The organism is Thermosipho japonicus (assembly GCF_014201655.1).
Taxonomy (GTDB): domain Bacteria; phylum Thermotogota; class Thermotogae; order Thermotogales; family Fervidobacteriaceae; genus Thermosipho; species Thermosipho japonicus.
This window is the reverse complement of the sequence record NZ_JACHEX010000002.1, coordinates 157,695-180,571: the sequence shown is the minus strand read 5'-3', so window position 1 is coordinate 180,571 and position 22,877 is coordinate 157,695. Positions and strand designations below refer to the sequence as shown.

The 22,877-nt window shown below is 31.3% G+C and carries 20 protein-coding genes; 12 read left to right on the top strand and 8 right to left on the bottom strand.

What is annotated here, in order from left to right:
* Window positions 1–84: 84 nt before the first annotated feature.
* The 8 genes from HNP65_RS04800 (at window position 85) to priA (ending at window position 9,021) form a co-directional block, all read left to right on the top strand.
* Window positions 85–870 carry a DUF4912 domain-containing protein gene (locus tag HNP65_RS04800; RefSeq protein ID WP_184619183.1) on the top strand — a complete coding sequence of 262 codons (786 nt, stop codon included), beginning with the start codon at window positions 85–87 and terminating at the stop codon, window positions 868–870.
* 2 nt (window positions 871–872) lie between these two features.
* The gene (locus HNP65_RS04795) at window positions 873–2,486 is read left to right on the top strand and encodes a glycoside hydrolase family 57 protein (protein ID WP_184619182.1); all 1,614 of its coding nucleotides are present in this window, start codon (window positions 873–875) and stop codon (window positions 2,484–2,486) included.
* A 179-nt stretch (window positions 2,487–2,665) separates the two neighbouring features.
* A complete protein-coding gene (locus HNP65_RS04790) occupies window positions 2,666–3,241 on the top strand; it encodes a 2-oxoacid:acceptor oxidoreductase family protein (protein WP_184619181.1) in 576 nt (191 codons plus the stop codon).
* Window positions 3,234–3,566: a 4Fe-4S binding protein gene (locus HNP65_RS04785; RefSeq protein ID WP_004100655.1), complete on the top strand. Its 333-nt coding sequence runs from the start codon at window positions 3,234–3,236 to the stop codon at window positions 3,564–3,566. The genes HNP65_RS04790 and HNP65_RS04785 overlap by 8 nt, the downstream gene beginning before the upstream one ends.
* Window positions 3,567–3,579: 13 nt before the next feature.
* Window positions 3,580–4,758 carry a pyruvate synthase subunit PorA gene (gene porA / locus HNP65_RS04780; RefSeq protein ID WP_184619180.1) on the top strand — a complete coding sequence of 393 codons (1,179 nt, stop codon included), beginning with the start codon at window positions 3,580–3,582 and terminating at the stop codon, window positions 4,756–4,758.
* A gap of 13 nt (window positions 4,759–4,771) precedes the next feature.
* Window positions 4,772–5,749: a thiamine pyrophosphate-dependent enzyme gene (locus HNP65_RS04775; RefSeq protein ID WP_184619179.1), complete on the top strand. Its 978-nt coding sequence runs from the start codon at window positions 4,772–4,774 to the stop codon at window positions 5,747–5,749.
* Between the two features lie 89 nt (window positions 5,750–5,838).
* On the top strand, window positions 5,839–6,681 hold the full coding sequence (locus HNP65_RS04770) for an SDH family Clp fold serine proteinase (RefSeq protein ID WP_184619178.1): 843 nt from the start codon (window positions 5,839–5,841) through the stop codon (window positions 6,679–6,681).
* 51 nt (window positions 6,682–6,732) lie between these two features.
* Window positions 6,733–9,021 carry a replication restart helicase PriA gene (gene priA, locus HNP65_RS04765; RefSeq protein WP_246348191.1) on the top strand — a complete coding sequence of 763 codons (2,289 nt, stop codon included), beginning with the start codon at window positions 6,733–6,735 and terminating at the stop codon, window positions 9,019–9,021.
* Here priA and HNP65_RS04760 read toward each other — a convergent pair.
* Together HNP65_RS04760 and HNP65_RS04755 are read right to left on the bottom strand one after the other, a co-directional pair.
* Window positions 9,014–9,469: a chemotaxis protein CheW gene (locus HNP65_RS04760; protein ID WP_126992759.1), complete on the bottom strand. Its 456-nt coding sequence runs from the start codon at window positions 9,467–9,469 to the stop codon at window positions 9,014–9,016. The two genes, priA and HNP65_RS04760, sit on opposite strands and share 8 nt — an antisense overlap.
* A gap of 28 nt (window positions 9,470–9,497) precedes the next feature.
* Window positions 9,498–11,525 (bottom strand): helix-hairpin-helix domain-containing protein, encoded by a 2,028-nt coding sequence (locus HNP65_RS04755; RefSeq protein ID WP_184619177.1) that lies wholly within the window; start codon window positions 11,523–11,525, stop codon window positions 9,498–9,500.
* 140 nt (window positions 11,526–11,665) lie between these two features.
* Between HNP65_RS04755 and HNP65_RS04750 the strand changes: the two genes are divergently transcribed.
* Both HNP65_RS04750 and HNP65_RS04745 read left to right on the top strand, forming a co-directional pair.
* Complete coding sequence (locus HNP65_RS04750) at window positions 11,666–13,696, top strand: methyl-accepting chemotaxis protein (protein WP_184619176.1); 2,031 nt, start codon at window positions 11,666–11,668, stop codon at window positions 13,694–13,696.
* Between the two features lie 151 nt (window positions 13,697–13,847).
* Complete coding sequence (locus HNP65_RS04745) at window positions 13,848–15,107, top strand: ABC transporter substrate-binding protein (protein WP_184619175.1); 1,260 nt, start codon at window positions 13,848–13,850, stop codon at window positions 15,105–15,107.
* Between the two features lie 48 nt (window positions 15,108–15,155).
* Here HNP65_RS04745 and pyrE read toward each other — a convergent pair whose 3' ends face one another.
* Genes pyrE through HNP65_RS04720 form a run of 5 tightly spaced genes read right to left on the bottom strand, consistent with a single transcriptional unit; the run spans window position 15,156 to window position 18,897 of the window.
* A complete protein-coding gene (pyrE, locus tag HNP65_RS04740; protein ID WP_184619174.1) occupies window positions 15,156–15,722 on the bottom strand; it encodes an orotate phosphoribosyltransferase in 567 nt (188 codons plus the stop codon).
* Complete coding sequence (pyrF, locus tag HNP65_RS04735; RefSeq protein ID WP_184619173.1) at window positions 15,713–16,324, bottom strand: orotidine-5'-phosphate decarboxylase; 612 nt, start codon at window positions 16,322–16,324, stop codon at window positions 15,713–15,715. The genes pyrE and pyrF overlap by 10 nt, the downstream gene beginning before the upstream one ends.
* A complete protein-coding gene (locus HNP65_RS04730; RefSeq protein ID WP_184619172.1) occupies window positions 16,321–17,139 on the bottom strand; it encodes a beta/alpha barrel domain-containing protein in 819 nt (272 codons plus the stop codon). Before HNP65_RS04730 ends, pyrF begins: the two co-directional genes overlap by 4 nt.
* Window positions 17,136–17,783: an iron-sulfur cluster-binding protein gene (locus HNP65_RS04725; RefSeq protein ID WP_184619171.1), complete on the bottom strand. Its 648-nt coding sequence runs from the start codon at window positions 17,781–17,783 to the stop codon at window positions 17,136–17,138. Before HNP65_RS04725 ends, HNP65_RS04730 begins: the two co-directional genes overlap by 4 nt.
* Complete coding sequence (locus tag HNP65_RS04720; protein WP_184619170.1) at window positions 17,761–18,897, bottom strand: dihydroorotase; 1,137 nt, start codon at window positions 18,895–18,897, stop codon at window positions 17,761–17,763. Before HNP65_RS04720 ends, HNP65_RS04725 begins: the two co-directional genes overlap by 23 nt.
* A gap of 210 nt (window positions 18,898–19,107) precedes the next feature.
* Here HNP65_RS04720 and HNP65_RS04715 point away from each other — a divergent pair, with 210 nt between their 5' ends.
* Window positions 19,108–20,139 (top strand): hypothetical protein, encoded by a 1,032-nt coding sequence (locus HNP65_RS04715; RefSeq protein WP_184619169.1) that lies wholly within the window; start codon window positions 19,108–19,110, stop codon window positions 20,137–20,139.
* Here the strand turns inward: HNP65_RS04715 and ispG are convergent.
* The gene (gene ispG / locus HNP65_RS04710; protein WP_184619168.1) at window positions 20,117–21,151 is read right to left on the bottom strand and encodes a flavodoxin-dependent (E)-4-hydroxy-3-methylbut-2-enyl-diphosphate synthase; all 1,035 of its coding nucleotides are present in this window, start codon (window positions 21,149–21,151) and stop codon (window positions 20,117–20,119) included. The genes HNP65_RS04715 and ispG overlap by 23 nt on opposite strands.
* Window positions 21,152–21,196: 45 nt before the next feature.
* Here ispG and HNP65_RS04705 point away from each other — a divergent pair, with 45 nt between their 5' ends.
* Window positions 21,197–22,870 (top strand): HD domain-containing phosphohydrolase, encoded by a 1,674-nt coding sequence (locus HNP65_RS04705; RefSeq protein ID WP_184619167.1) that lies wholly within the window; start codon window positions 21,197–21,199, stop codon window positions 22,868–22,870.
* Window positions 22,871–22,877: the final 7 nt, after the last annotated feature.

The following is a 22,877-nucleotide window of genomic DNA, read 5'->3' as shown; positions in this document are numbered from 1 at the left end:
AACATTCTTTTATAATGTTATAATTTTTATTGAAAAAATATTTACTAAAAGTTTACAAAATTCTTAGTAAAAGGGGGGAGTAAGATGGTTGATGGAAATATAGAAAAGTTAAAAAAATGGTTAGATTCAAATCCGACCATTCAGGAGTTAAAATCTCAGGCAAGAATTTTGGGTTTAAAGGTAAAAAGGATGATGAAAAAAAGAGAAGTAATTAAACTCATAGAAGGCTACATTAATCAAATGCAAGAACTTCAGAAAATTCAGAGACCTAGTTCGGCAAATTCTGCAAATGATGTTAAAGAAGATCAAGAAATTAAGAGAGAAGAGGATATTAAACTTCCAGAAAGTTACAATAAAAACAAGCTTGTTGTTTTACCAGTAAATCCAAATTGGTTACATGTTTATTGGGACCTTTCTAAGAAAACTAGTGAATCTTTAATGAATCTTCCAAATGGTTTTAGAACCGTATTAAGAATATATGATGTAACTTTCATAGATTTCAATGGTAATAATGCACATCGAACCTTTGAAATTTCGGTTGATTTAAGAACAATGAAAAATTACTATGTTAATGTTCCTATGCCGAATGCAGATTATCTTGCAGAGTTAGGATATGTATCCCCCGATGGAGAATTTCACCCAATTATACGTTCCAATCTTTGTAAAACTCCTCCAAATTCTCCAAGTCAAAGTACCCGTGAAAGATGGCTGGATATAAGGAAAAAGAGAAAAATAGTTACTCCTTCAGAAGGTGTTTTAGTAAAAGAAGTTGAAACCATTCCAGGATCTATTTTTAACAACAACCCTTTGTCCAAGGAAGAATCTATTTGGCAGCTCTTTAGCAGGCTCAGAAGCGGAAGGGGGATGTGATTATGCCAAAGGGAAATGTAGTGTTTGTTTTACATGCACATTTGCCATATGTTCATCATCCAGAGTATAAATTTTTTCTTGAAGAAAATTGGCTGTTTGAAGCTATAACGGAGACGTATGTTCCACTACTTAGAATGTTTAAGCGACTTGAAAAAGAAGGAATAAAATTTAATCTAACAATGTCAATTACTCCCCCTTTGATGGAAATGCTAGCAAATAAATCTTTACAAGAAAAGTACATAAATAGGATGACAAAGTTAATAGAACTTGCTGGAAAAGAAATAGAAAGAACAAAAAATGAAAATCCAAAAAAACATAAAATGGCAAAGTATTATTATGAGGATTTAAAAGAAATATTGTATATATTTAAAGATGTATACAGTGGGAATATATTGAACGGATTTAAAGAATACATGGAAAAAGATAGATTGGATATAATAACTTGTAATGCAACACATGGTTTTCTGCCATTAATGGAAATGTACCCTCAAGCAATTAGAGCTCAGATTGAACAAGGAATTAAAACGTATGAGAAACATATGGGGAGAAAACCTAGAGGAATATGGCTTGCAGAATCTGCTTATTTTTCTGGACTTGATAAGTATCTTAGTGAATATGGAATAGAATATTTCTTTGTGGATTCTCACGGTTTTTGGTATGCTGATGAAAGGCCAAAATATGGTGTTTACAGACCTATAATTACTCCAAATAATGTCTTTGTATTTGCTAGAGATCCAGAAAGTAGTGAACAAGTTTGGAGTGCTGAAATAGGTTATCCTGGTGATGGACGGTACAGAGAATTTTATAGAGATATAGGCTTTGATAGAGAATTTGAATATATAAAACCATATATTGATCCAAGTGGAGTTAGGATGAATACGGGAATTAAGTATCATAAAATAACCAGCAAACAAACTCCTCAAAATCAAAAGGATTTTTACGATATAGATGAAGCAATTCAGGCAGCTAAAGAGCATGCCATGGATTTTTTAAGAAAAAAAGAGCAACAATCTAAAAAATTGATTAGCTTGTTTAATGGAATTGAACCAGTTATAGTTGCTCCTTTTGATGCAGAACTTTTTGGCCATTGGTGGTATGAAGGCCCAATCTTCCTTGAAGAATTTATGCGACAGGCTTCAAAAAGTTCTTTGGTAAGAACATTAAAGGCTTCTGATGTTGTAGACATAGTAGAAAAAGTACAGATTGCAACTCCTGCTACCTCTACATGGGGAGCAAATGGATACAATGAAGTGTGGTTAAATGGAACTAACGATTGGATTTATCCACACCTTCATGAAATGGTAGAAAAAATGACTGAACTTGCACAAAAGTATCCTAACAGGTATGAAATTAAACCTGAAATAAGAAGAGCCTTAAATCAAATGGCCAGGGAATTATTGCTTGCTCAATCAAGTGATTGGGCGTTTATAATGACAACTAGAACAAGTGTAGAATATGCTGTTAATAGGACTAAAACTCATATAAAGCGCTTTTTGGAGTTATATGACATGGTTAATAGCGGGAAAGTAGATACAAAAAAACTTTCATATTATGAATGGACAGATGATATTTTCTCTGATATTGATTATACAATGTATTTGAAAACAGAAAAGTAAAATTAATTATGCTTTAGTTGTTAACAGAACAAAAACACATTTGAAACTTTTTTACGTTTGTAGAATATTCTTTTAGGTGGTAAAATAGACATGGGAATACTTTCACATTATTGATATTTAGATACAAACTATACTGGTTTTAGTGTTTAAAAATCTTTTTTGTAAGGAGGGAGATAACAGTGCCCGCAAAATATTTTGAGATTAGATGGCATGCAAGAGCAGGGCAAGGTGCAAAGAGTGCCTCCCAGATGCTTGCAGAGGCAGCTCTTGAAATGGGAAAATACGTTCAATCTTTCCCAGAATATGGTGCAGAAAGAACGGGAGCGCCAATGAAGGCTTTTAATCGTGTTGCCGATGAACCAATTTTGGTCCACAGTTCAGTTGAAAATCCAGATGTTGTAGTTATAATTGATGATACCATGCTTGGACAACCAATGCTTACCGAAGGAACAGATGAAAACACAGTATTTATTGTAAATACCGTTAAAGATATTGAAACAGTTAGACAAAAACTTGGAGCAAAAGGAAAAGTTTGTACAATTGCTGCAACAGATATTGCACTTGAAGAAATTAAAAGAGGTATTCCAAATACTGTTATGTTAGGTGCTATTGCAAAAGTTACAGGAATAATAACACTCGAAAGTGTTGAGCAAAGAATTAGAAAAGCATTTGGTAAAAAATTCCCTGAAGAAATTGTAGAAGCAAATGTTAGAGCTCTTCGCCGTGGATTTGAGGAGGTGAAATGCAATGGCTGAACTCAAAGGATGGAAAGATATTCCAATTGGTGGAGTTATAGATAAACCTGCTACTGCAAAAGAATATCAAACAGGTACATGGAGAGTTATTAGACCGGTTCACCAACCAGAAAATTGTATTCACTGTATGATGTGTTGGCTTTACTGTCCAGATCAAGCAATTGTAATTGAAGTTGTAGATGGAAAGCCAAAAATGAAAGGATACAATTATTATTACTGTAAAGGTTGCGGACTTTGTGCAAATGTATGTCCAAAAACAAATGATAACCTTCCTGAAGAAAAAAGAGCAATTGTTATGAAACCTGAAACGGAATTCCAAGACTAAGGAGGTGCCTGAAATGCCAGAAGTAAAAAATAGACAAGCAGTTACTGGCGCGCAAGCAGTTGCAAATGCTATGCGTCAAATAAATCCTGATGTTGTTGCAGCTTACCCAATTACTCCTCAAACACCTGTCGTCGAATATTTTGCGCAATATGTTGCAGATGGTGTTGTAGAAACTGAAATGATCCCAGTTGAAAGTGAACACAGTGCAATGAGTGCTGTTGTTGGTGCAGCAGCAGCTGGTGCTCGTGCAATGACAGCAACAGCAGCAAACGGTCTTGCATTGATGCATGAAATTGTATACATAGCAGCATCTTCAAGACTTCCAATTGTTATGGCTGTTGCAAATAGGGCTCTTTCTGGACCAATAAACATTCACTGTGACCACAGTGATGCTATGGCAGAAAGGGATTCTGGATGGATTCAACTTTGGGCAGAAAATGCCCAAGAGGCATATGATCTTACATTAATGGCAATAAGAATTGCTGAGCATGAAGATGTTAGATTGCCAGTTATGGTAAATTTTGACGGTTTTATAATTTCACATGGTGTTGAGGTAGTAGACTTTTTAGATGATGAGGTTGCAAAAAAATTTGTTGGCGAGCCAAAAGTTATGTATCCACTTCTTGATACAGAGCATCCAGTAACACACGGTCCACTAGATCTATACGACTACTATTTTGAACACAAAAGGCAACAAATTGAAGCAATGAAACATGTTGAAAAAGTATTTAAAGAAGTTGCAGAAGAATTTGCAAAGATTTCAGGAAGAAAATATGATCTTCTTGATAAATATAAAATTGATGATGCAGAGTATATAATGATTGCACTTGGTTCAACGGCAGGAACGATTAAATATACTGTTGATCTTTTAAGAGAAGAAGGACACAAAGTAGGAGTGGTAAAGCCACAAATCTTTAGACCATTTCCAAAGAATGAATTGCAGGAATTGCTAAATGGTAGAAAAGGCGTTATTGTATTAGATAGAGCAGCATCCTTTGGTGCAGAAGCACCTCTATATGAGGCTGTAAAGAGTGCACTTTATGAAGTAGCTGTAAGGCCACAAATTGGAAGTTATGTCTATGGACTCGGTGGAAGAGATATTAAGATCGAACATATTAGAAAAGCATTTGAAGATGCATTTAGTGGTAACTTAATAGCTGATGAAGAAAGATACCTAGGACTCAGGGAATAAGGAGGTGTAATTGATGGCTTTAAATATAATGCAACTTGCAACAATGTTTGCAGATAAACACCCTGGTATAACATCCGGTCACAGACTTTGTCCAGGTTGTGCTGCTCCAAATGTGGCGAAATTTGCCCTTATGACAGCAGAAGCACTTGGTTATACCCCAGTTGTTGGATTTGCAACAGGATGTATGGAAGTTTCAACTACAATCTACCCATATACAGCATGGAATGTTCCATATATTCACAATGCATTTGAAAATGCCGCAGCAACAGTTAGTGGTGTAGAAACTGCATATAGGGCCCTTTTGAAAAAAGGAAGACTTGTTGATCCAAACAAAAAATATGCATTCTTTGCATTTGGTGGAGATGGAGGAACATACGATATCGGTCTTCAATCACTTTCTGGTGCAGTTGAGAGAGGACACAAATTTATTTATATAGTATACGATAATGAGGGTTATATGAATACTGGAAATCAGAGATCAGGTGCTACACCTCCAGGCTCTCAAACAACAACACAACCAGTAGGTAAAAAATTATCTGGTAAAATTCAACTTAAAAAGAACATTGTAGAAATTATGGCTGCTCACGAAAATGTATACGTTGCAACAGTATCTACTTCTGAACCAATGGATTTCTTCAAAAAAATCGAAAAAGCATTAAACTTTGATGGCCCATCCTTTATAGCTGCAATGTCTCCATGTGTAAGATTCTGGAGAGTTAATGATGATAAAGCAGTTGAGATTTCAAAACTTGCAGTAGAAACTGGTTATTGGCCATTGTATGAAGTAGAAAGAGGAGTATATAGAGTAACAAAGAAAGTAAAAGAATTAAAACCTGTTAGAGAATTTATCGAAAAACAAGGAAGATTTAGACCTCTCTTGAAGAGACCGGATGCAGATGAAATAATTAATGAATTGCAAGAATATGTAACAAGTAGATGGGAAAGACTTCTTGCACTTGAAGAAGCAACAAAAGATAAACCAATTAGATAATTTATCGAAAAAGTAATAAAAAGCAAGGCGTCATGCCTTGCTTTTTTTGATATAATTGAATAGAACAATTATTGAAAGAGGTGTGAAAAATGGGTGATTTATTTACTATTATTTTTCAAATTTTTTGGATGGTATTGATTATTTCAAGTTTTGCACCATTATTTAAAAGTTTGTCTTTGCATTCTTCAAGAGATGGGTTAATAAGAGCTATTGAGAAAAAAAGAGGAAGTAGAGTTATAACATTGATACATAGGGAAGAGTCTATCAATTTCTTTGGTCTTCCTATTCGAAGGTATATAGATATAGAAGATTCCGAAGAATTGATAAGGGCTATTAAGATGACTCCAAATGATATGCCAATAGATTTAATCATTCATACTCCAGGTGGTCTAGTATTAGCTGCTGAGCAAATTGCAAATGCTTTGAAAAAGCATAAAGGGAAAGTAACTGTATTTGTTCCACATTATGCCATGTCTGGTGGGACTTTAATAGCTTTGGCGGCTGATGAAATTGTAATGGATGAAAATGCAGTTCTTGGACCAATTGATCCACAGCTTGGACAATACCCGGCTGCTTCTATTTTGTCTGTTGTTGAGAAGAAAGATATAAACGAAATAGATGATCAAACGTTAATTTTAGCAGATGTAGCAGAAAAAGCAATGAAGCAAATGAAAGAATACGCAACTAATCTTTTAAAAGAAAAATATGAAGAAAATGCTGAAGAGTTAGCTGATAAACTTGTAAGCGGTTATTGGACACATGATTATCCAATTACAGTGGAAAAAGCTAGAGAACTTGGATTAAAGGTTTCTACGAATATGCCAAATGAGATTTATTTGCTTATGAGCCTTTATAAACAATCAGGAAAGAGAAGACCTTCTGTAAATTATGTGCCTGTTGATTATAGGGTGTTTAAAGACAATCAAAAGTGATATAATTTCTGATAAAAAAGTGGCTTCCATTTTTTAAAGAAGCCACTTTTTTTGTATGATAAAATAAACATAGAATCAAAAAATAATGAGGTGATTTTTCTGTTATATCAAGTAGCTTTGTCAAATTCCTCTTTAAAGAAAACTTTTTACTGTCAATCAAACATACCATTGGAAAAAGGAGAAAGAATTATAGTAAAGTTTAAAGGGAAAAAAACAATAGGATATGTTTTGGAGGAAGTTAATAACAGTTTCAATAAAGATAAAGATACATTAGTTTTTCAATCAAAGCTAGATGGGAAGAGTTTTTTAAGAAGCTGGTTAGTTGATGCTTTGAAAGATGCAGCGCTTTATTATAACACGCCTGTTGGAAAGCTTTTTGATTTATGTTTTCCAAAAGGAATAGAAAATTACTTTGTTGAAAAGGTAAAATTTAATAATCCTCTTTATGGTTTTGAAGAGTTTACGTTGAATGAATTTATAAATAAATTTGGTGAAAGAAAATTACAACAATTTTTAAAAGATGGAACAATATCTGTGTTTAAGGATTTTAAATTGAAAGTTCCCACCCCAAGAAAAGAAATTTATTTGGAGTTAAAAGCAGATTTAAAAGAGGTTAGCACTAAAAGATTGACAGAGAAGCAGAAAAAAGTAATTGACTATCTTTTCTTAAATAAAATCGTTTCTTATAAAGAATTAAAAGAGCTTTTAGATATTAATAAAGATGTAATTTTGCAACTTAAAAGGAAAAAATTAATTGAAATATATGAGAATATTCCAGAAAAGATTAAAAAAGTTGTTCTTAATGAGGAACAAGAGAAAGCTGTTGAAGAGGTTGTTAAGAGTAAGTCCAAAGTATTGTTACATGGTGTTACAGGTAGTGGTAAAACAGAAGTATATCTTTCAGTTATAGAAAGGCTAAATACAAAAGTTTTATATCTTGTTCCAGAAGTATCACTAATAGAACAAACACTTTCTAGAATTTATTCTAGATTCTCAGATTTGAAAGTAGAAGTTTATCATAGCTATTTAACAAAAAGTCAAAAGGTGGATGTTTGGCTAAAGGCCATAAAAGGACAAATTGATGTTTTGGTTGGTACAAGAAGTGCATTTTTTATACCTCATAATTATGAATTAATAATCGTCGATGAAGCGCATGATGAAAGTTATTATCAAGATGGTGAAGTAGTGTACGATATAAATTATCTTGCCGATAAGTTCCCTGGTCCAGTTATTTTTGGAAGTGCAACACCAAGGCTTGATCATTATTTAAAGGCAAAAGAGAATAATATGAAAATTTGTAAGTTAACAAAGAGATATGGAGCACATCTTCCTGATGTTGAAATTATAAATATGAAGAAAGAGGAAAAAGTAACATATCATCTTTCTAAAAAACTTGTAGATGAAATAAAAAACGAATTAGATAATTCAAAGAGTGTAATGTTATTTGTAAGGAGAAAGGGTTACTCACTTATTATGTGTACAAATTGTGGTCACGTAGTAAAGTGTCCAAGTTGTGAAGTTGCCTTGACTTATCATAAATCTAATGAAAAGTTGAAATGTCATATATGTGGTTATGAAACAGAAGTTATATCGACTTGCCCAGTATGTGGTTCAATAATGCTTTTAGAAAAGGGCGCCGGAACTGAAAGAATAGAAAAGGAAATTCAAAATCTTTTTCCTGCAAGAAATATTTCGCGAGTTGATACTGAAGTTATTCAAGATTATAGATTATTTCAAAAAATTTTGAAGGGTCTATACAATGGAGAACTTAATATTTTAGTAGGAACAAAGATGATAACAAAAGGTTTGGATGTTCCTACTGTTAATTTAATTGGAGTAATTGATATTGATGCGATTCAAAGCTTGCCAGATTATAATTCCGCTCTTAATTTGTTTAGGCTTATTGTACAAGTTGTTGGTCGTTCAGGAAGAAAGGAAAAAGGTAAAGCGTTAATTCAGACATATGATCCTGAAAGTTTGGTACTAGAATATGCCGTTAAACAAGACGTTGAAGGTTATTATGACTATGAATTAAAACAGAGGAGGGCTCTCAATTACCCTCCATTTGTTGATATTATTCAAGTTGTTGTTTATTCTAATGAAAAGGAAAGTGGATTTAAAAATGCAGAGAAAATGGTTGAAGAGCTAAAAAAACACAATATACAAATCCTTGGACCAACTGAATTTTTTATTCCAAAAATAAGAAATTTATATTTACATCATTATATAATCAAAACAAATAAAGTGCTAAAGGTAAATCAAACTTTAAACGATATATTGGTTAAATTTCCAGCGAAAGTTAGTATAAGGGTCAATCCACCATCATTGTATTTTATTTGATCATATTTTCAATGGCAAGTTTTTCTTCTTTTTTCAGTACTTTTTCAACATCTAAAATTAAAATCATCCTATTTTCAAGTTTAGCAATTCCAAGCAAGAATTCAGCAGATACTCCGCTGTATTCTGGCGTTTGATCTATTTGATCGCCGCTTAATGTAATAACTTCTTTTACATCGTCAACTAGAAAACCCATCTTTTTACCATTTTCTTCAAATCTAATAACTATTATTTTTGATTTTTCCTTATCTTGGAAATCTTCTAACATGAACTTTTTACGAAGGTTAATAATGGGGATAACTTCACCCATGAGATTGATGATTCCTTCAACATAATCTTTGGAATTTGGCAGTTTAGTGGTTTTTTCATATTCTTTTACCCTATCTACTTTCATAATATCAATAGCAAATTCTTCATCTCCTAAAACAAAAGTTAAAACTTTTAATTCCATACTGTCACCTCCTCTGTATTTGATTATATCATATTAATTTAACTTTTATATGCCTTAATTGTTGATCTAAATCGATTATTTCAATATCTACAATATCATTAATATTTAGCTCTCTAGTTATAAGTTTTTTATATAAGAATGCGGATTCTTTGAGTCCTATATCAATAAATGCTCCAAAGTCTGTTATATTTGTAACTTTTCCTTGTAACTTTAATCCAATTCTTAAATCTTCAAAGGTCAAGATATCATCAAATAATTTTGGCTTAGGAAGAGATTCTCTTGGGTCTAGCCCGGGATTTTTTAACTCATTTATTATGTCCTTTAAAGTTAATATTCCAACATTTAATTCTTTGGAAAGTTTTTCGATGTCAATGTTGTCTAAATTAAAACTAATTATTTTATTTGCTATTTTATATTGTTCAGGGTGAATTCTGCTCTTTTCAAGTGGATTTTTTCCATCAATTATTCTTAAAAAACCAGCGCATTGTTCAAATGTTTTTTCTCCGAGACCATCTATGTTTAGTAATTGCTTTCTTTCTATAAATTTACCATGTTTTTCCCTGTATTTTACTATTTTTTTGGCAAGTGAAGGTGTAATTCCTGATACATATTCAAGAAGTTTGGCAGAGGCCGTGTTTAGATTAACACCTACCATATTAACGACATCTTTTGTAACGTTGTTTAGTTCTTCTTCCAATTTTTTTTGATTTACATCGTGCTGGTATTGTCCTACACCAAGTGATTTTGGATCTATTTTTACAAATTCTGAAAGTGGGTCTTGCACGCGCCTACCAATACTTATTGCACTTCTTATTGTAGGGTCAAGGTCCGGGAATTCTTCAATAGCTATTTTTGAAACAGAGTATACTGAAGCTCCAGCTTCATTTGCAAAGATGTACTTTATATCAAGATTGAATTTTTTGATTGTATTTACTATAAATTTCTGAGTTTCTCTGGATGCCGTGCCATTACCTATAACTATCAGGTTTAAATTAAATTTCTTGATTAATTCTATAACGATTTTTTCCGAATTTTCAATATCATTGTGTGGAGGAGTTGGAAAAATAATTGCTTTTCCAAGGAATTTTCCATTTTCATCAAGAACTGCAATTTTACATCCAGTTTTATTTCCTGGATCTATAGCAAGGATTCTTTTATCTTTTAATGGTGGTGTGAGTAATAGTTGTTTTAGGTTTTTTGAGAAAATTGCAATGGCTCTATTTTCTGCCTTTTGGGTAAGTTGGTTTCTAATTCTTTTTTTTATAGAATCAAATAATTTTTTCCAACCCATCTCAAGCCCTTTTAATATAATTTCGTTTTTAAGGTCAAGCTTTGTGAGATTGAATATTTCATTTTTGAATTTATCATCAAGTGCAATTTGGACTTTTAAAATATTTTCTTTTTCTCCTCTGTTTATAGATAGTACACTGTATTCTTTTAGGTTTTTAATTTTTTGAGAAAAATTTTCATAGACGTCATATTTTGTTTTGTAATCAACTTTTTTAGTACATTTTAAATAACCATATTCAAACATAAAAAATTCCAGTCTTTTTCTTATATTTTCATCATGAGAAAAATTTTGGGCAATAATATTTTTCAAACCTTCTATTACTTTATCTTTTGTATCAAAGGTTTTGCTAAAATATTTTGGAATTTCTTTTTCAAAGCTTTCAGGATTATTTATTAGTTTATTGTGAAGCTCTAAAAGGCCATTTTCAATTGCAATATCAGCCTTAGATTTCTTTTTCTTTTTGTACGGTAAATATATCTGTTCAAGCTCATCAAAATCGTACGAATTTTCTATTTTCTTTTTCAACTCTATTGTTAGTTTATTTTCTTTTTCAAGTGCTTTTAAGATTTTCTTTTTTTCTTTTTCTACTTTTTCGTAGTAATGAAGTAGGTTTTGTATTTCTCTTAATTGTTCTTCGTTTAATCCACCGGTTTGGTCTTTTCTATACCTTGCTACAAAATGAATAGTATTTTCTTTTAAAAGTAATATTGCATTTTTAACTTGCCAGTTTTCTAGATTCATTTTTTTTGAAATTAGTTTTTCCAAAATTTCACGCTCCTTTTTAAAAAGATTATATCAGAAAATTGTTTCATTATTAAGTTTCACTTTTTAATTCCGACTTAATTATGGTATAATTAAAATAAATAGAGAAAATTTATTATATTTTTATAAAAGGGGGCGATGTTATGAAGAATAAACTTTTGGTGAAGTTATTGATTCCACTTATTATTTTTGCAGCTTTAATTATAACTATTTACATATCTACCTTATTTATTACGGATCATCAAAAGTCTGATTCTGTTGTAATTAATCTTGCTGGAAGACAAAGAATGTTAACTCAAAGAATGTCTAAAGATATTCTTATATTTTCTATTTATGGAGATAAAAATGTTAAGAATGATTTGCTGATGTGTAAAAACATTTTTGATGTTACTTTAAGTGCTTTAATAAATGGCGGAGAAGCTCCTTTCGATTTAAAGGGTACTGTGAAGGTAATGCTTCCACCGGCATCGGGTAAAGCCAAAGATCAACTTGAGAAAGTTAAAAAAATTTGGATACCATTTAAGAAACATATTGAAAAATTCTTGGAGCTTGGAAAAGAAGATGATTTAAAATATATAATTAACAACAACCTTACGTTGTTAAGTGAAATGAACAATGCTGTAACTTTATTGCAAAAAGATGCAGAGAAAAATGTTTCTATGATGAAAAACATACAATTATTATCGCTTGTTTTTGGTATAGGTGTTATAATTGTTACATTGGTTCTTTATCACAAACAAATTTTGAAGCCAGTTAAGTATCTTTTAGAAAGTGTAGAGCAACTTGCAAAAAGTAATGGGGATCTTACTAAAAAAATTCCAAGTTTTACGAATGATGAAATTGGTAAAACTTCTAAATATTTTAACGAATTTATTGATATGTTGCGTAAATCTTTGCTAGTGATATCTGACACATTTGGTAATGGAATAATTTCTTTAGGAAATTTTGAGAGAATAATAGGAAATTTTGATAGAGAATTTCAAGAATCTTTGGGAATGTTAGATTCAATTAAGACTAACTCTGAAAATGTTATCTCATCGGTTAAAGATGCAAGTTATGGTATTGAAGAAATAGCTACAACTGGACAAAAATTAGCGGAAATTAGTCAAGAATTAAGTAGTTTAACGTCGGAAATGTCAAATATGGCTCAAAATGGTCAGAATACAATTAGGTATGTTGGAGAAGCAATAGAATCAATTAGAAGTGAGATGGAAAAAGTATCACATGATATGGAAGTGCTTAATGAGAATGCTGGGACTGTAAATATGGTTGTTGAGACAATTGCCAGTATTGCCGAGCAAACAAACTTGCTTGCATTAAATGCAGCAATTGAAGCAGCTAGAGCCGGAGAAGCAGGAAAAGGATTTGCAGTTGTTGCAGATGAAATTAGAAAGCTTGCTGAAGAAAGTAAGAAAGCAACCGAAAGAATTTCAGACAATCTTTCCGAAATTGTTAAAGGTATAAATAATACTTCAAAGAATATTTTGGATATTTCCGAGAATGTAAATGAAGCCACTCAAAAGATAGATCAATCTATTGAAGAAATAGAAAAAGTTTTAGAAAAAACAAAGGATGTAGATGAAATAGCTATGAATGTTGCGGCTAGTGCCCAAGAGCAAAATGCAGCCACCGAAGAAATGACTTCAATTTCCCAAAATATTACGAGTTTGGTATCAGAGTTTTTCAATGCTATGAGTGCTTTAGAAAAGACATTTGAAAATTTAGGAATGGAAAATAAAAAAATAGATGAACAAGTTTCAGGATTAAGCGATAGATTCTTTAAGAGTTTTGAAGAATTTTTAAAACTTAATTTCTATTCGAAAGAAGATATAATTGAAAGACTTGAAAGAGCAATTGAAGATCATAGTAACTGGATTAAAAAACTTGAATCAGTAATTACTGAAGGTGAATATGATATAGAAACTGATCCAAATAAATGTGCTTTTGGAATGTTTTATAATATTTTAAAACCACCAGTGGAAGTTCAAGAAGTTTGGGGAAAAATTGGAGAACTACATGTAAGACTTCATAATGAAGCATCTGTTATATTAGAATTAGTTAAAAATGAAAATAAAGAAGAAGCATGGAAAAAACTTGAAGAAGTTAAAAATATTTCAAACGAATTAAAAGATTTGATGAAAAAGGCCCGAGAAATAATTAGTTCACTTTTATGAATGATTTTTAAAAATATACAAGTGTAGAAGTTATTTGCAAAGAAAAGTTGAAAAGTGTTATAATAAATGTTGCTTGAAGAATGTAATTAAAGGTTAAAAGTTTAAGAGGTATGTTTGTTTTTGAAAATTCTTATGGAGGAGGGGAAAGTTCATGAAAAAACTACTGGTGATTTTGTTGTCACTTATTGTTGTTTTCTCGTTTGCAAAGACTAAAGTTGTATTCTGGCATGCTATGGGTGGAAATCATGGAAAAACATTAGAGCAGATCGTAAATTCATTTAATGAATCACATCCTGATATTGAAGTAGAAGCTATTTACGTTGGAAATTACGGTGCTTTAGCTCAAAAACTTCTTGCTGGTGCACAAGCTGGAGAACTTCCAACAATTGCACAAGCTTATTCAAATTGGACTGCAAAATTAATTCAAAGTGGTGTTGTCCAAAAATTAAATGACTTTTTAAACGATCCAAAGATAGGTCTTACAAAAGAGGAATGGGAAGATGTATACGAACCATTGAGAAAAAACTGTATGTGGGGTAATGATGTTTATGCTGTTCCTTTTAACAAGAGTCTTTATATTTTATACTACAATGCAGATCTTCTAACACTTTATGGTGTTGATGTTCCAAAGTCAATTAACGAACTTTACTATGCTGCAAAGGTTTTAACAGAAGATGTTGATGGTGATGGTAAACCAGATCAATATGGATTTGGATTTAGAACAACTGCAGACTTGTTCCAAATTCTTCTTTCACTTAGAGGCGGTTCTGTTTTAAAGATGGAAAATGGAAAATGGGTATCAAATATAGATAGCCAAGAAACAAGAGATGTTTTAAGCTTTGTTAGAAAATTAGTTGATGAAGGTATTGCATATTATCAAGGCGGATACATGAATGATCCATTTGGTCAACAAAAGGTTGTTATGTACATTGATACGATTGCAGGAAGAAAATATGTTGAAAGCTCTGTAAAGGGTAAATTCAACTGGGGTTGGGCACCGGTACCAGTTTGGAAAACAAGAAATGTTCCATTTGCAGGAACCGATGTTATTATGTTTGCAAATGCAACTGATGAAGAGAAAAAGGCAGCTTGGGAATTTATGAAATACCTTATTTCACCAGATGTTACAGCATTCTGGTCAGTAAATACTGGTTATATTCCAGTAAGAAAGAGTGCTCTTGAAACAAATATCTGGAAGGAAAATGTAAAATCAGATCCTCTTGCAGAGATTCCACTTTCTCAGATTAACAATGCAATATTTGATCCACAAATTGGAGTATGGTATGAAATTAGGAATGTTGTTGGAAACATGTTCTCAGATTTTGTAAATGGAAAAGTTGATATGGAAACAGCAATTAAAACGGCAGATGATCAAATTAAGAAATATTTGGCAGAAGAATACGGAGAGTAATTTTGTCCAATACACAAAGTACAAAGCGTGGCATCTGCCACGCTTTGTTTATTTTTTAATGAATCTACTTCCTGGTTTTTCAAGTGGAATATTTTTTTTACAGAGCGGGCATTCATCTGGAGAGTAAATTGGGAGTTCTAGTTTTATTAAATATTCATATGGAACATCGAATAAATTTGAGCTAGATCTGTTTATGATTGAGCCAATGCAGCAAAGATTACCTTCACTATTTTTTACTATTTCAATTACTTCTTTTACTGATTTACCTGTAGTTATTACATCTTCAACTATTGCAACACGTTCGCCTTTATTTATTTTAAATCCACGTCTAAGTGTCATAATACCATTTTCTCTTTCAGCAAAGATATTTCTAATATTAAGATATTTTGCAACCGAGTATGCAAGATGTATTCCACCCATTGCAGGGCCAATTATTAAATCTGGTTTGTATTCTTCTATCTTTTCGGCAAGCATTTTTGCCACCATATCACCGTATGCAGGAAACTCGAAGAGCCTTGCGCATTGAACATATTTTTCGGAGTGATTTCCTGATGAAAGTAAAAAATGTCCCGACAAAAGTGCACCTGTTTTTTCAAGGATTTCTTTTATTTCCATTTTAATTCCTCCTTGATTTTTTCGATTTTTTCTTTTGGATTTTCACTGAGGTAGATTTCTCTACCTAAAACTGCAAAGTCTGCAATATCTTTTATTTGATCCAATGTAATGGTATCTTTTTGATCATCTGCTTTGACTTGCATTCTTATGCCTGGAACTAAAAATTTGCCACTGAGTTTTTTTCTTAAATTTATTGCCCAACGCCCAGGAAGAACAAACGAACTGTTGATGTTTTCAAGCTCTTCTATTGTCTTTAGATAGTCTGATAATTCTCCAACTTGAGAAGTTAATTTGACTACTGAGAAAATGATTTTTTCTGTTGAATCAAGCGCTGCCTTGACACTTTCAATTCCAGCAGCGCTATGGACTGTAAAACCTATTATAGCCGGATGATCCCAGCTTTTGATTGATCTAGAAACTGTTGAGGGAATATCACAAAATTTCAAATCTAATATTACTTTGGTATTTCTCTTTTCAAATTCATCTAGAATTTTTTTGCCGAAAATAGCCAAGTTATGCCCTACCTTTACAACATCAAAACTTCCATATTTATCAATGAATTCCAAGGGGTTTTCCATATCTAAGCTCAATACAGGTATCATCTTTTCACTCCTTTCAAGTATTTTCCAAGTTCTTCAACAACTTGGGGATCTTTAAATAATGCGCTTCCTATTGAAATAGCATTTGTTCCTACTAAAAGGAAATCATCTACATCTTTCTTTGTATATATACCTCCTGAAGCTATTATGTATATATCTTTTAGGACTTTTCTAACTTCATATATTGCTCGCAATGCTATGGGTTTTAGAATGGGTCCCGAAAGTCCTCCTGTAACTATTTTTCCATCTTTTATTAGAAGACCTCTTACACAGTTTATTAGTGTAAGGCCGTTCCATCCAAATTCTTTCACTTTTCTTGACAAAATTTCCACAAAATTTCCTTCAATACTTAATTTTGCCATTAAAAATGAATCTGGAAGTATTTTTCGAACATTTTCAAGAATTTCTTGCCATTCATTTAAGTCTGAAAGAATTGAAAGTCCCCCTTTTTTTACATTTGGGCAAGAAAAATTAAATTCAATTGCTTCAAATTTTTTAGCATGCGGTGCAATTTTTTCTGCAATTTTTATGTATTCATCTTTACTATCTCCTCCAAGACTAAGGATTGTTTTTGTTTCTTTAAGTACGAATTTGTCAATGTTTGATATAACATATTCTATTCCAGGATTTTCAAGTCCGATGCTATTAATTATATAGTTTTCCAAATTTTCCATTCTTTTTGTTTTGTTTCCTGGTTTTGGATTTAAGGTTATAGTTTTTAGTGTATATGCACCTACATATTTTGGGTTTATAAGTCTTAGATATTCTCCACTTCCTCCAGGTCCAGAAGCTATAACTAGAGGTGGGTTTAGATTCATAGTATATCCCTCCTAAATATTGGTCCGTCTGTACAGACGTGCTTTACACCCTCTTTTGTAAAAACAGCACAGCTTTTACAAGCGCCAATACCACATCCCATATATTCTTCAAGCGACACAAAAACATTTTTAGATTCAATGTTTGAAAGAACAAATTCTTCCATTTGTTTTGAACCACTTACAAGGTACCAATCGTATGTCTTTAATGTTTTTATTTTTTTGGAAAAATCTTCATTTCCAATTACGCTTTCAAAAGGAAGTTCGAAATTTATTTTACTTTTGCTTCCAATAAGTACATCACAAGAATATTTTTCATGTAAAAGATTTGCTAAAGTAATACATGTTGGAGATGATATAACTATGCCCTTGCCTGCAGGTGGTATGAATTTATTACCTAATGGAAAGTGTGCTTTAAACTTTTCTCCTTGAAAGACGATATAGTTTGTTCCTTTTCCTTTTATCTGAACTGATACAGCTATGTTGCCTTTCCATGTTCCAAGTATAAAAGGTTTTCTTGTTAGTGAGGGAGTTTGAATCATTATAAATTGGCCCTCATCAAATTTAAATTTTTCATTAAATGTAACTATGAATGTATCTTCATTTATTTGAATTACATCTTTCTTAGTCAAGTAAGTATTCTCCATCCCAAAACCCCCATTTTCCATTTATTTTTACTCCAATAACTTTACCTTTTAATTTCATACCATCAAAAGCGCAATTTTTGCCTTTACTGTAAAATTTTGTACTATCAACTATAAATTCTTGGTTTAAATCTACAACTACAAAGTTTTCTGAATCAAATTTTGGCTTTATTTTTAATCGTCTTCTTGGTGAGTCACAAAGTTTGTTAACTACTATCATAAGGTCTTCAATAGCAGTATAAAACGCAGAAAATGCGATTTCAATATTTGAAGTACCATATGGATCTTTTTCAAAGTCATTTTTTTTGTCAGGATGTGGTGCATGATCAGTAGCAAGAATATCTATATCATTGTTTTTTACGGCCTCAATTAAAAATTCTCTTGTTTGTTGGTCAGCAAGGGGTGGGTTGATTTTAAAGTTTGAATTTTTGATATGCTCATTTGTTAATAAAAGGTGGTGTGGAGTTACTTCACAGGTTATATTTGCATATTTTTTTAGAAATTTTATCATTTCCAGTGTGTAAATTGATGAAATGTGCTGAATATGAAAATCTTTAAAACCAAATTCAATCCCTGTTAAGATAGTTCTAGCTACTGCAATAGCTTCATTGGTTATTGGCCGTTTGGGAAGATTTTCTATTTTTTTGTAAAAAATTCCCGGATGTTCAAACATTTGACTGTGGTCAAGAAGAAAGTGTGGTTTTTTCTTTGAAAAATTTTCTACTAAATCATTGTAATTGTATTCAATGCCATCAGTGGAATAACATAGAATATCTATGTTGTTTGGTTCTTGGGAGCCAAAAAATGACGTTGTTCTGTAGAATCTAACGTATGGATTTTCAGAAAGTTTTTTGTGTTTTTCATGGACTTTACTATTTTCTAGCCTTGGTTTTGTGTTTGGTTGAATTAGAACTTCGGAAAAGCCACCAGCTATACAAGCTTTTTTTAAAGATTCATAATCTTCTTGATCTTCTAATAGTCTTACATGGGTGTGAAAGTCAAAAAATGTTGGAACAACAACTAATTTCTCAGAACGTATGTTTTTTGGCAAAGAAATTTCCTCATAGAAAAGCTTTTTTTGATAAGGATCATACACTTTTACCGAAATAAATTTCACCTCCCCCACAGCTAAAGAAAAAGGGGCCCAATAGTGAGCCCCTTTTTCAAGGATTTATGTGAAAAATATTAATTTTTAATTTTTGTTCGAAAGTTTTCATTTTTATACCCCCCATTGAACTTACCTTATAATTTTATATCATATTTGTGGGGATTAATCAAGTTGTTGAGTTTTTAAATAAATGATGTAGAATTAAATAGAGGTGAATTTATGAGGGTATTTTTAAACGTGGAAGAGTTAAAAAGAGTGTTAAAGTTAATAGATAAAACAGTAGGAACAGTTGAAAAAACAAATAGAATAGTTGGATTTAAATATGAAAACGGATTTTTAAATCTTTATGGTAGTGATGGCTGTCTAAGTTTAAAGGCAAAAGTTTCAGAAATGAGTCCGACAACTCTTTCTTTTTCTGTTCCATTAGATATATTGAAATTTTTTGTATTTGAACTCTCAGGTAACATCTCAATTTATTCTGATGGAAATTATGTTGTATTAAAAGCAAAAGACGAAAATTTGAAATTAAAGACAGAACGTTTTTCTTTCAAGAACTTTGAAGAAAGATATGAAGAATTAATTAATATTCCTATAAATGTATTTGTAAATGATCTAGACTTTGTATCAAGTCACTTGGAAGAAGGAAGTTATGTGGATTTTTACTTTGGAAGTAAAGTAAGAATGGTAGCAGAAAATGGCAGGATTATTAATTATGTTGTAAGAGATAAGAAAAGTAAGGAATATTCTTGGAGGATTCCTTATTATTCAGCACGGCATTTGATAAAGGCTTTGTCTGAAATAAAAAGTGGAGAATTAAGTGTTGGTGAAGGACTTAATAAATTGGTTTTGTCATCAGATTATTTGTTTAATGTGTGTGGTGAGGAACTCGATCACTTGGATCTTGTGCCATTAGAAAATGAAATTGAAAAGTCTGAAGAATTTTTAAGGGTTAGTTTAAAAAGTATAAGACGATTTTTAAGAAGAGCTATGATTTCTGGAAGATACTCAAGACTAAAAATATTTGGTAATGAAAAAGGGCTTTATTTTTATGCTTTTTCTGAAAATATGGAATATAGAGGGCATATAGATATTAGTAGTAAATATATTTTCCAGACAACAACAAACGCCTACTTTTTAAGAAGCGCTTTAAATAGAATAGGTAGCGAAACATTATTGTTCTTTAAAGGTGAAAAGTATTTAATAATATCAACTATGCAAAAAAGAAGATTTATTCTTCTTCCACTTTTATAATATAGTCTTCTAGAACTTGAAAAATTTCTTCTTTTTTGAAAGTTCCTACTATCTTCCCTTTATAGAATAGCAAAAATCCATTTTGAACTCCTGCAATTCCAATATCAGCATCTTTTCCTTCTCCAATACCATTTACAACACATCCTAGAACTGCTATTTTTATGTTTTTTTCAACCTTTGAAAAATTTTTTTCAATGATACTAGCCCATTTTTCAACATCTATTGTGGTTCTAGCGCAAGTAGGGCATGCTATTATTTGTATTCCTTTTCTGAGATTTAAAGATATTAAAAGTTTTTTTGCAGCCAGTACTTCTTTTATAGGATCTCCTGCAATGGAAATCCTTATTGTATCACCTATGCCTTTATATAAAAGATATCCCAAAGCAGTTGAAGATTTAATAATTGCCCATTCGTATGTTCCTGCTTCTGTAACTCCAATATGAAGTGGATAATCCGTCATTTTTGAAATTTTTTCGTATGCTTTTATTGTTTCAATAACATCTGAGCTTTTTACGGAAATTACAATGTTTTCAAAGCCAAATTTTTCGAGTAACCTAACTTCTTTTAGTGCTGCTTGGCATAGTGCATCAATTTTAGGAAGCTTTTCAAATTCTTTTGGAATGGATCCTGAATTTGCACCTACTCTTATAGGAACATTATAATCTTTTGCAACTTTAATAATTTCTTTTACTTTTTCATCATTTCCAATATTTCCAGGGTTTATTCTAACTTTACTGGCTCCATTTTTAATGCTTTCTATTGCAAGCTTATAGTCAAAATGTATATCAGCTATAATTGGGATTGGAGATTCTTTGGTTATTGTTTTTAAAGCTTTAGCAGCTTCAAAAGTGGGGACTGAAACTCTAACTAATTCGCATCCTGCATTGTATAAATTTTGAATTTGTTGCAAGGTGTTTTTTATATCTTCTGTTTTTGTATTAGTCATGGATTGTATTACAACCGGATTTTTTCCGCCAATTTTAACATTTTTAATATTTATTTCTTTAGTCATTTTAATGCCTCCTTGTGATAGAATAATAGTTAAGAGGGTGATAATATGAGGTTAAAAGATGAATTAATATTATTACTTAGAAAATGTTTCTATGTTTTATTAATAGTATTTATCTTGATGTTTGTTGCCATATCAATTTTACTATTTAATTTTGAAAAAAACAATCTAGTTAACTTTGCAAATTTTGTAAAATCAGTGGTAGAAGAAAAAAGTTTTGATAGCAGTAAGTCGGTCATAGATTATATAAATAAGTTAATAGTAAATAAAAAGGAATGTCTGTTTTTTTCTCCTGTCAAGGAAAATAGATTGTTCTATGTTAGTGTTCCAATAAAGGTTTTAGGTTATAATTTTGTAATTTGCAAAGATTTAAGATCAAGTTTTTTTAAACTTGTGATTATTTTTGGAGTATTTTTATTGATGTTTTTGATTATATATTATAGATTAAAAAATTCTTATGTAAAATTTGCAAAAGAACTGGAAGATGGACTTAAAATTCTTAAAGCTTCTATGGACCATTTTCAAAATTATCTTGAACTTAGTACTGTTAATAGAGAATTGAGAATTGCTGAATTAGATGAACTTAAAGAAAGGTTTAATTATCTTCAAAGGGTTGTATTGGACAATGAAAAAGAGCTACAGGAAATGTTTTATTCAGAAGAAAGATTAAGGAAAGAAGTTGAACAATTAAATAATTTACTTGTATCAGTTTACGACATACTTTCTAATATTGTTCCAGAAGAAGATTTAGAGGAGATTGCTTATAAAATACTTAAAAAGTTGATTTCTATAATACCAGATGTAAATGCTGGAAGTATTATTTTAAAGGATGGTGGAAAGTACAGATTTTATGCGCAAATAGGTTATACTGATGCTTTAAAAAATATAGTTTTTACAGATGAGGATGATGTGGTTGCAGTAAAGTATGAGGGGTTTGTTGATGGAAAAATCTTTAAAGAAGTAAATAAAAAAAGTGTATTTAAAGACGAATTTGAAAAATTAGGTAGCGATAAAATAAAATCATCTTATATAATTCCGATCTATATTAATAACGAAAAGTTTGGTGGTATTTGTTTGGATTCATTTGTAAATGAAAAACTAGTTATACCAGAATATGCAACTGAAATATTTGGAAAACTATTTGGGAACTTTTTGTATCTAAAATTATATGGAAAGAGAATGGAGAAATTATTTGAGGAAATTTTAACAATGCTTGTAGAGGTTGAAGAAAAATTATCAAATAAAGAACATTCTAAAATGGTAGCAAGTGTTTCTAAGATAGTAACTGAAAAGATGGGACTGGATGTGGAAAAAGTGTATATGGCTGCATATTTGCATGATATAGGGAAAATAATGGTAAATGGTGCCATTTTAAAAAAACCCGGAAGGTTAACAGAAAAAGAAAGAAAATCAATTGAAACTCATGTAGAGTATGGATATGAACTATTAAGCAAATTTGAAGGTTTTAAAGATATTGCAAAGATAGTTTTATACCATCATGAAAGGTGCGATGGAAAAGGTTATCCTAAAGGGCTAAAATGTGAACAAATACCTATTGAAAGTAGGATAATAAGTGCTGTGGATGTTTGTTGTACATTGATGATTAAAGGGTATGAAAAAGATGAGGTGATAAATTTACTTAGAAAAGATGTAGAAAACGGGAAATTGGATGGTAATATTGTTGGAATTTTGATAGAATTGTTAAGGGACAATATAATTTAGAGGTGAA

Bases quoted from the DNA above. Each gene is read 5' to 3' on its own strand.
- HNP65_RS04795 (WP_184619182.1), top strand. From the start codon at position 873: ATGCCAAAGGGAAATGTAGTGTTTGTTTTACATGCACATTTGCCATAT.
- pyrF (WP_184619173.1), bottom strand. From the start codon at position 16,324: ATGATACCTGTATTGAGCTTAGATATGGAAAACCCCTTGGAATTCATT.
- HNP65_RS04715 (WP_184619169.1), top strand. From the start codon at position 19,108: ATGAGGGTATTTTTAAACGTGGAAGAGTTAAAAAGAGTGTTAAAGTTA.
- HNP65_RS04770 (WP_184619178.1), top strand. From the start codon at position 5,839: ATGGGTGATTTATTTACTATTATTTTTCAAATTTTTTGGATGGTATTG.
- porA (WP_184619180.1), top strand. From the start codon at position 3,580: ATGCCAGAAGTAAAAAATAGACAAGCAGTTACTGGCGCGCAAGCAGTT.
- ispG (WP_184619168.1), bottom strand. From the start codon at position 21,151: ATGACTAAAGAAATAAATATTAAAAATGTTAAAATTGGCGGAAAAAAT.
- HNP65_RS04785 (WP_004100655.1), top strand. From the start codon at position 3,234: ATGGCTGAACTCAAAGGATGGAAAGATATTCCAATTGGTGGAGTTATA.
- HNP65_RS04750 (WP_184619176.1), top strand. From the start codon at position 11,666: ATGAAGAATAAACTTTTGGTGAAGTTATTGATTCCACTTATTATTTTT.
- HNP65_RS04800 (WP_184619183.1), top strand. From the start codon at position 85: ATGGTTGATGGAAATATAGAAAAGTTAAAAAAATGGTTAGATTCAAAT.
- HNP65_RS04745 (WP_184619175.1), top strand. From the start codon at position 13,848: ATGAAAAAACTACTGGTGATTTTGTTGTCACTTATTGTTGTTTTCTCG.
- HNP65_RS04705 (WP_184619167.1), top strand. From the start codon at position 21,197: ATGAGGTTAAAAGATGAATTAATATTATTACTTAGAAAATGTTTCTAT.
- HNP65_RS04730 (WP_184619172.1), bottom strand. From the start codon at position 17,139: ATGAATCTAAACCCACCTCTAGTTATAGCTTCTGGACCTGGAGGAAGT.
- pyrE (WP_184619174.1), bottom strand. From the start codon at position 15,722: ATGGAAATAAAAGAAATCCTTGAAAAAACAGGTGCACTTTTGTCGGGA.
- HNP65_RS04725 (WP_184619171.1), bottom strand. From the start codon at position 17,783: ATGGAGAATACTTACTTGACTAAGAAAGATGTAATTCAAATAAATGAA.
- HNP65_RS04760 (WP_126992759.1), bottom strand. From the start codon at position 9,469: ATGGAATTAAAAGTTTTAACTTTTGTTTTAGGAGATGAAGAATTTGCT.
- HNP65_RS04775 (WP_184619179.1), top strand. From the start codon at position 4,772: ATGGCTTTAAATATAATGCAACTTGCAACAATGTTTGCAGATAAACAC.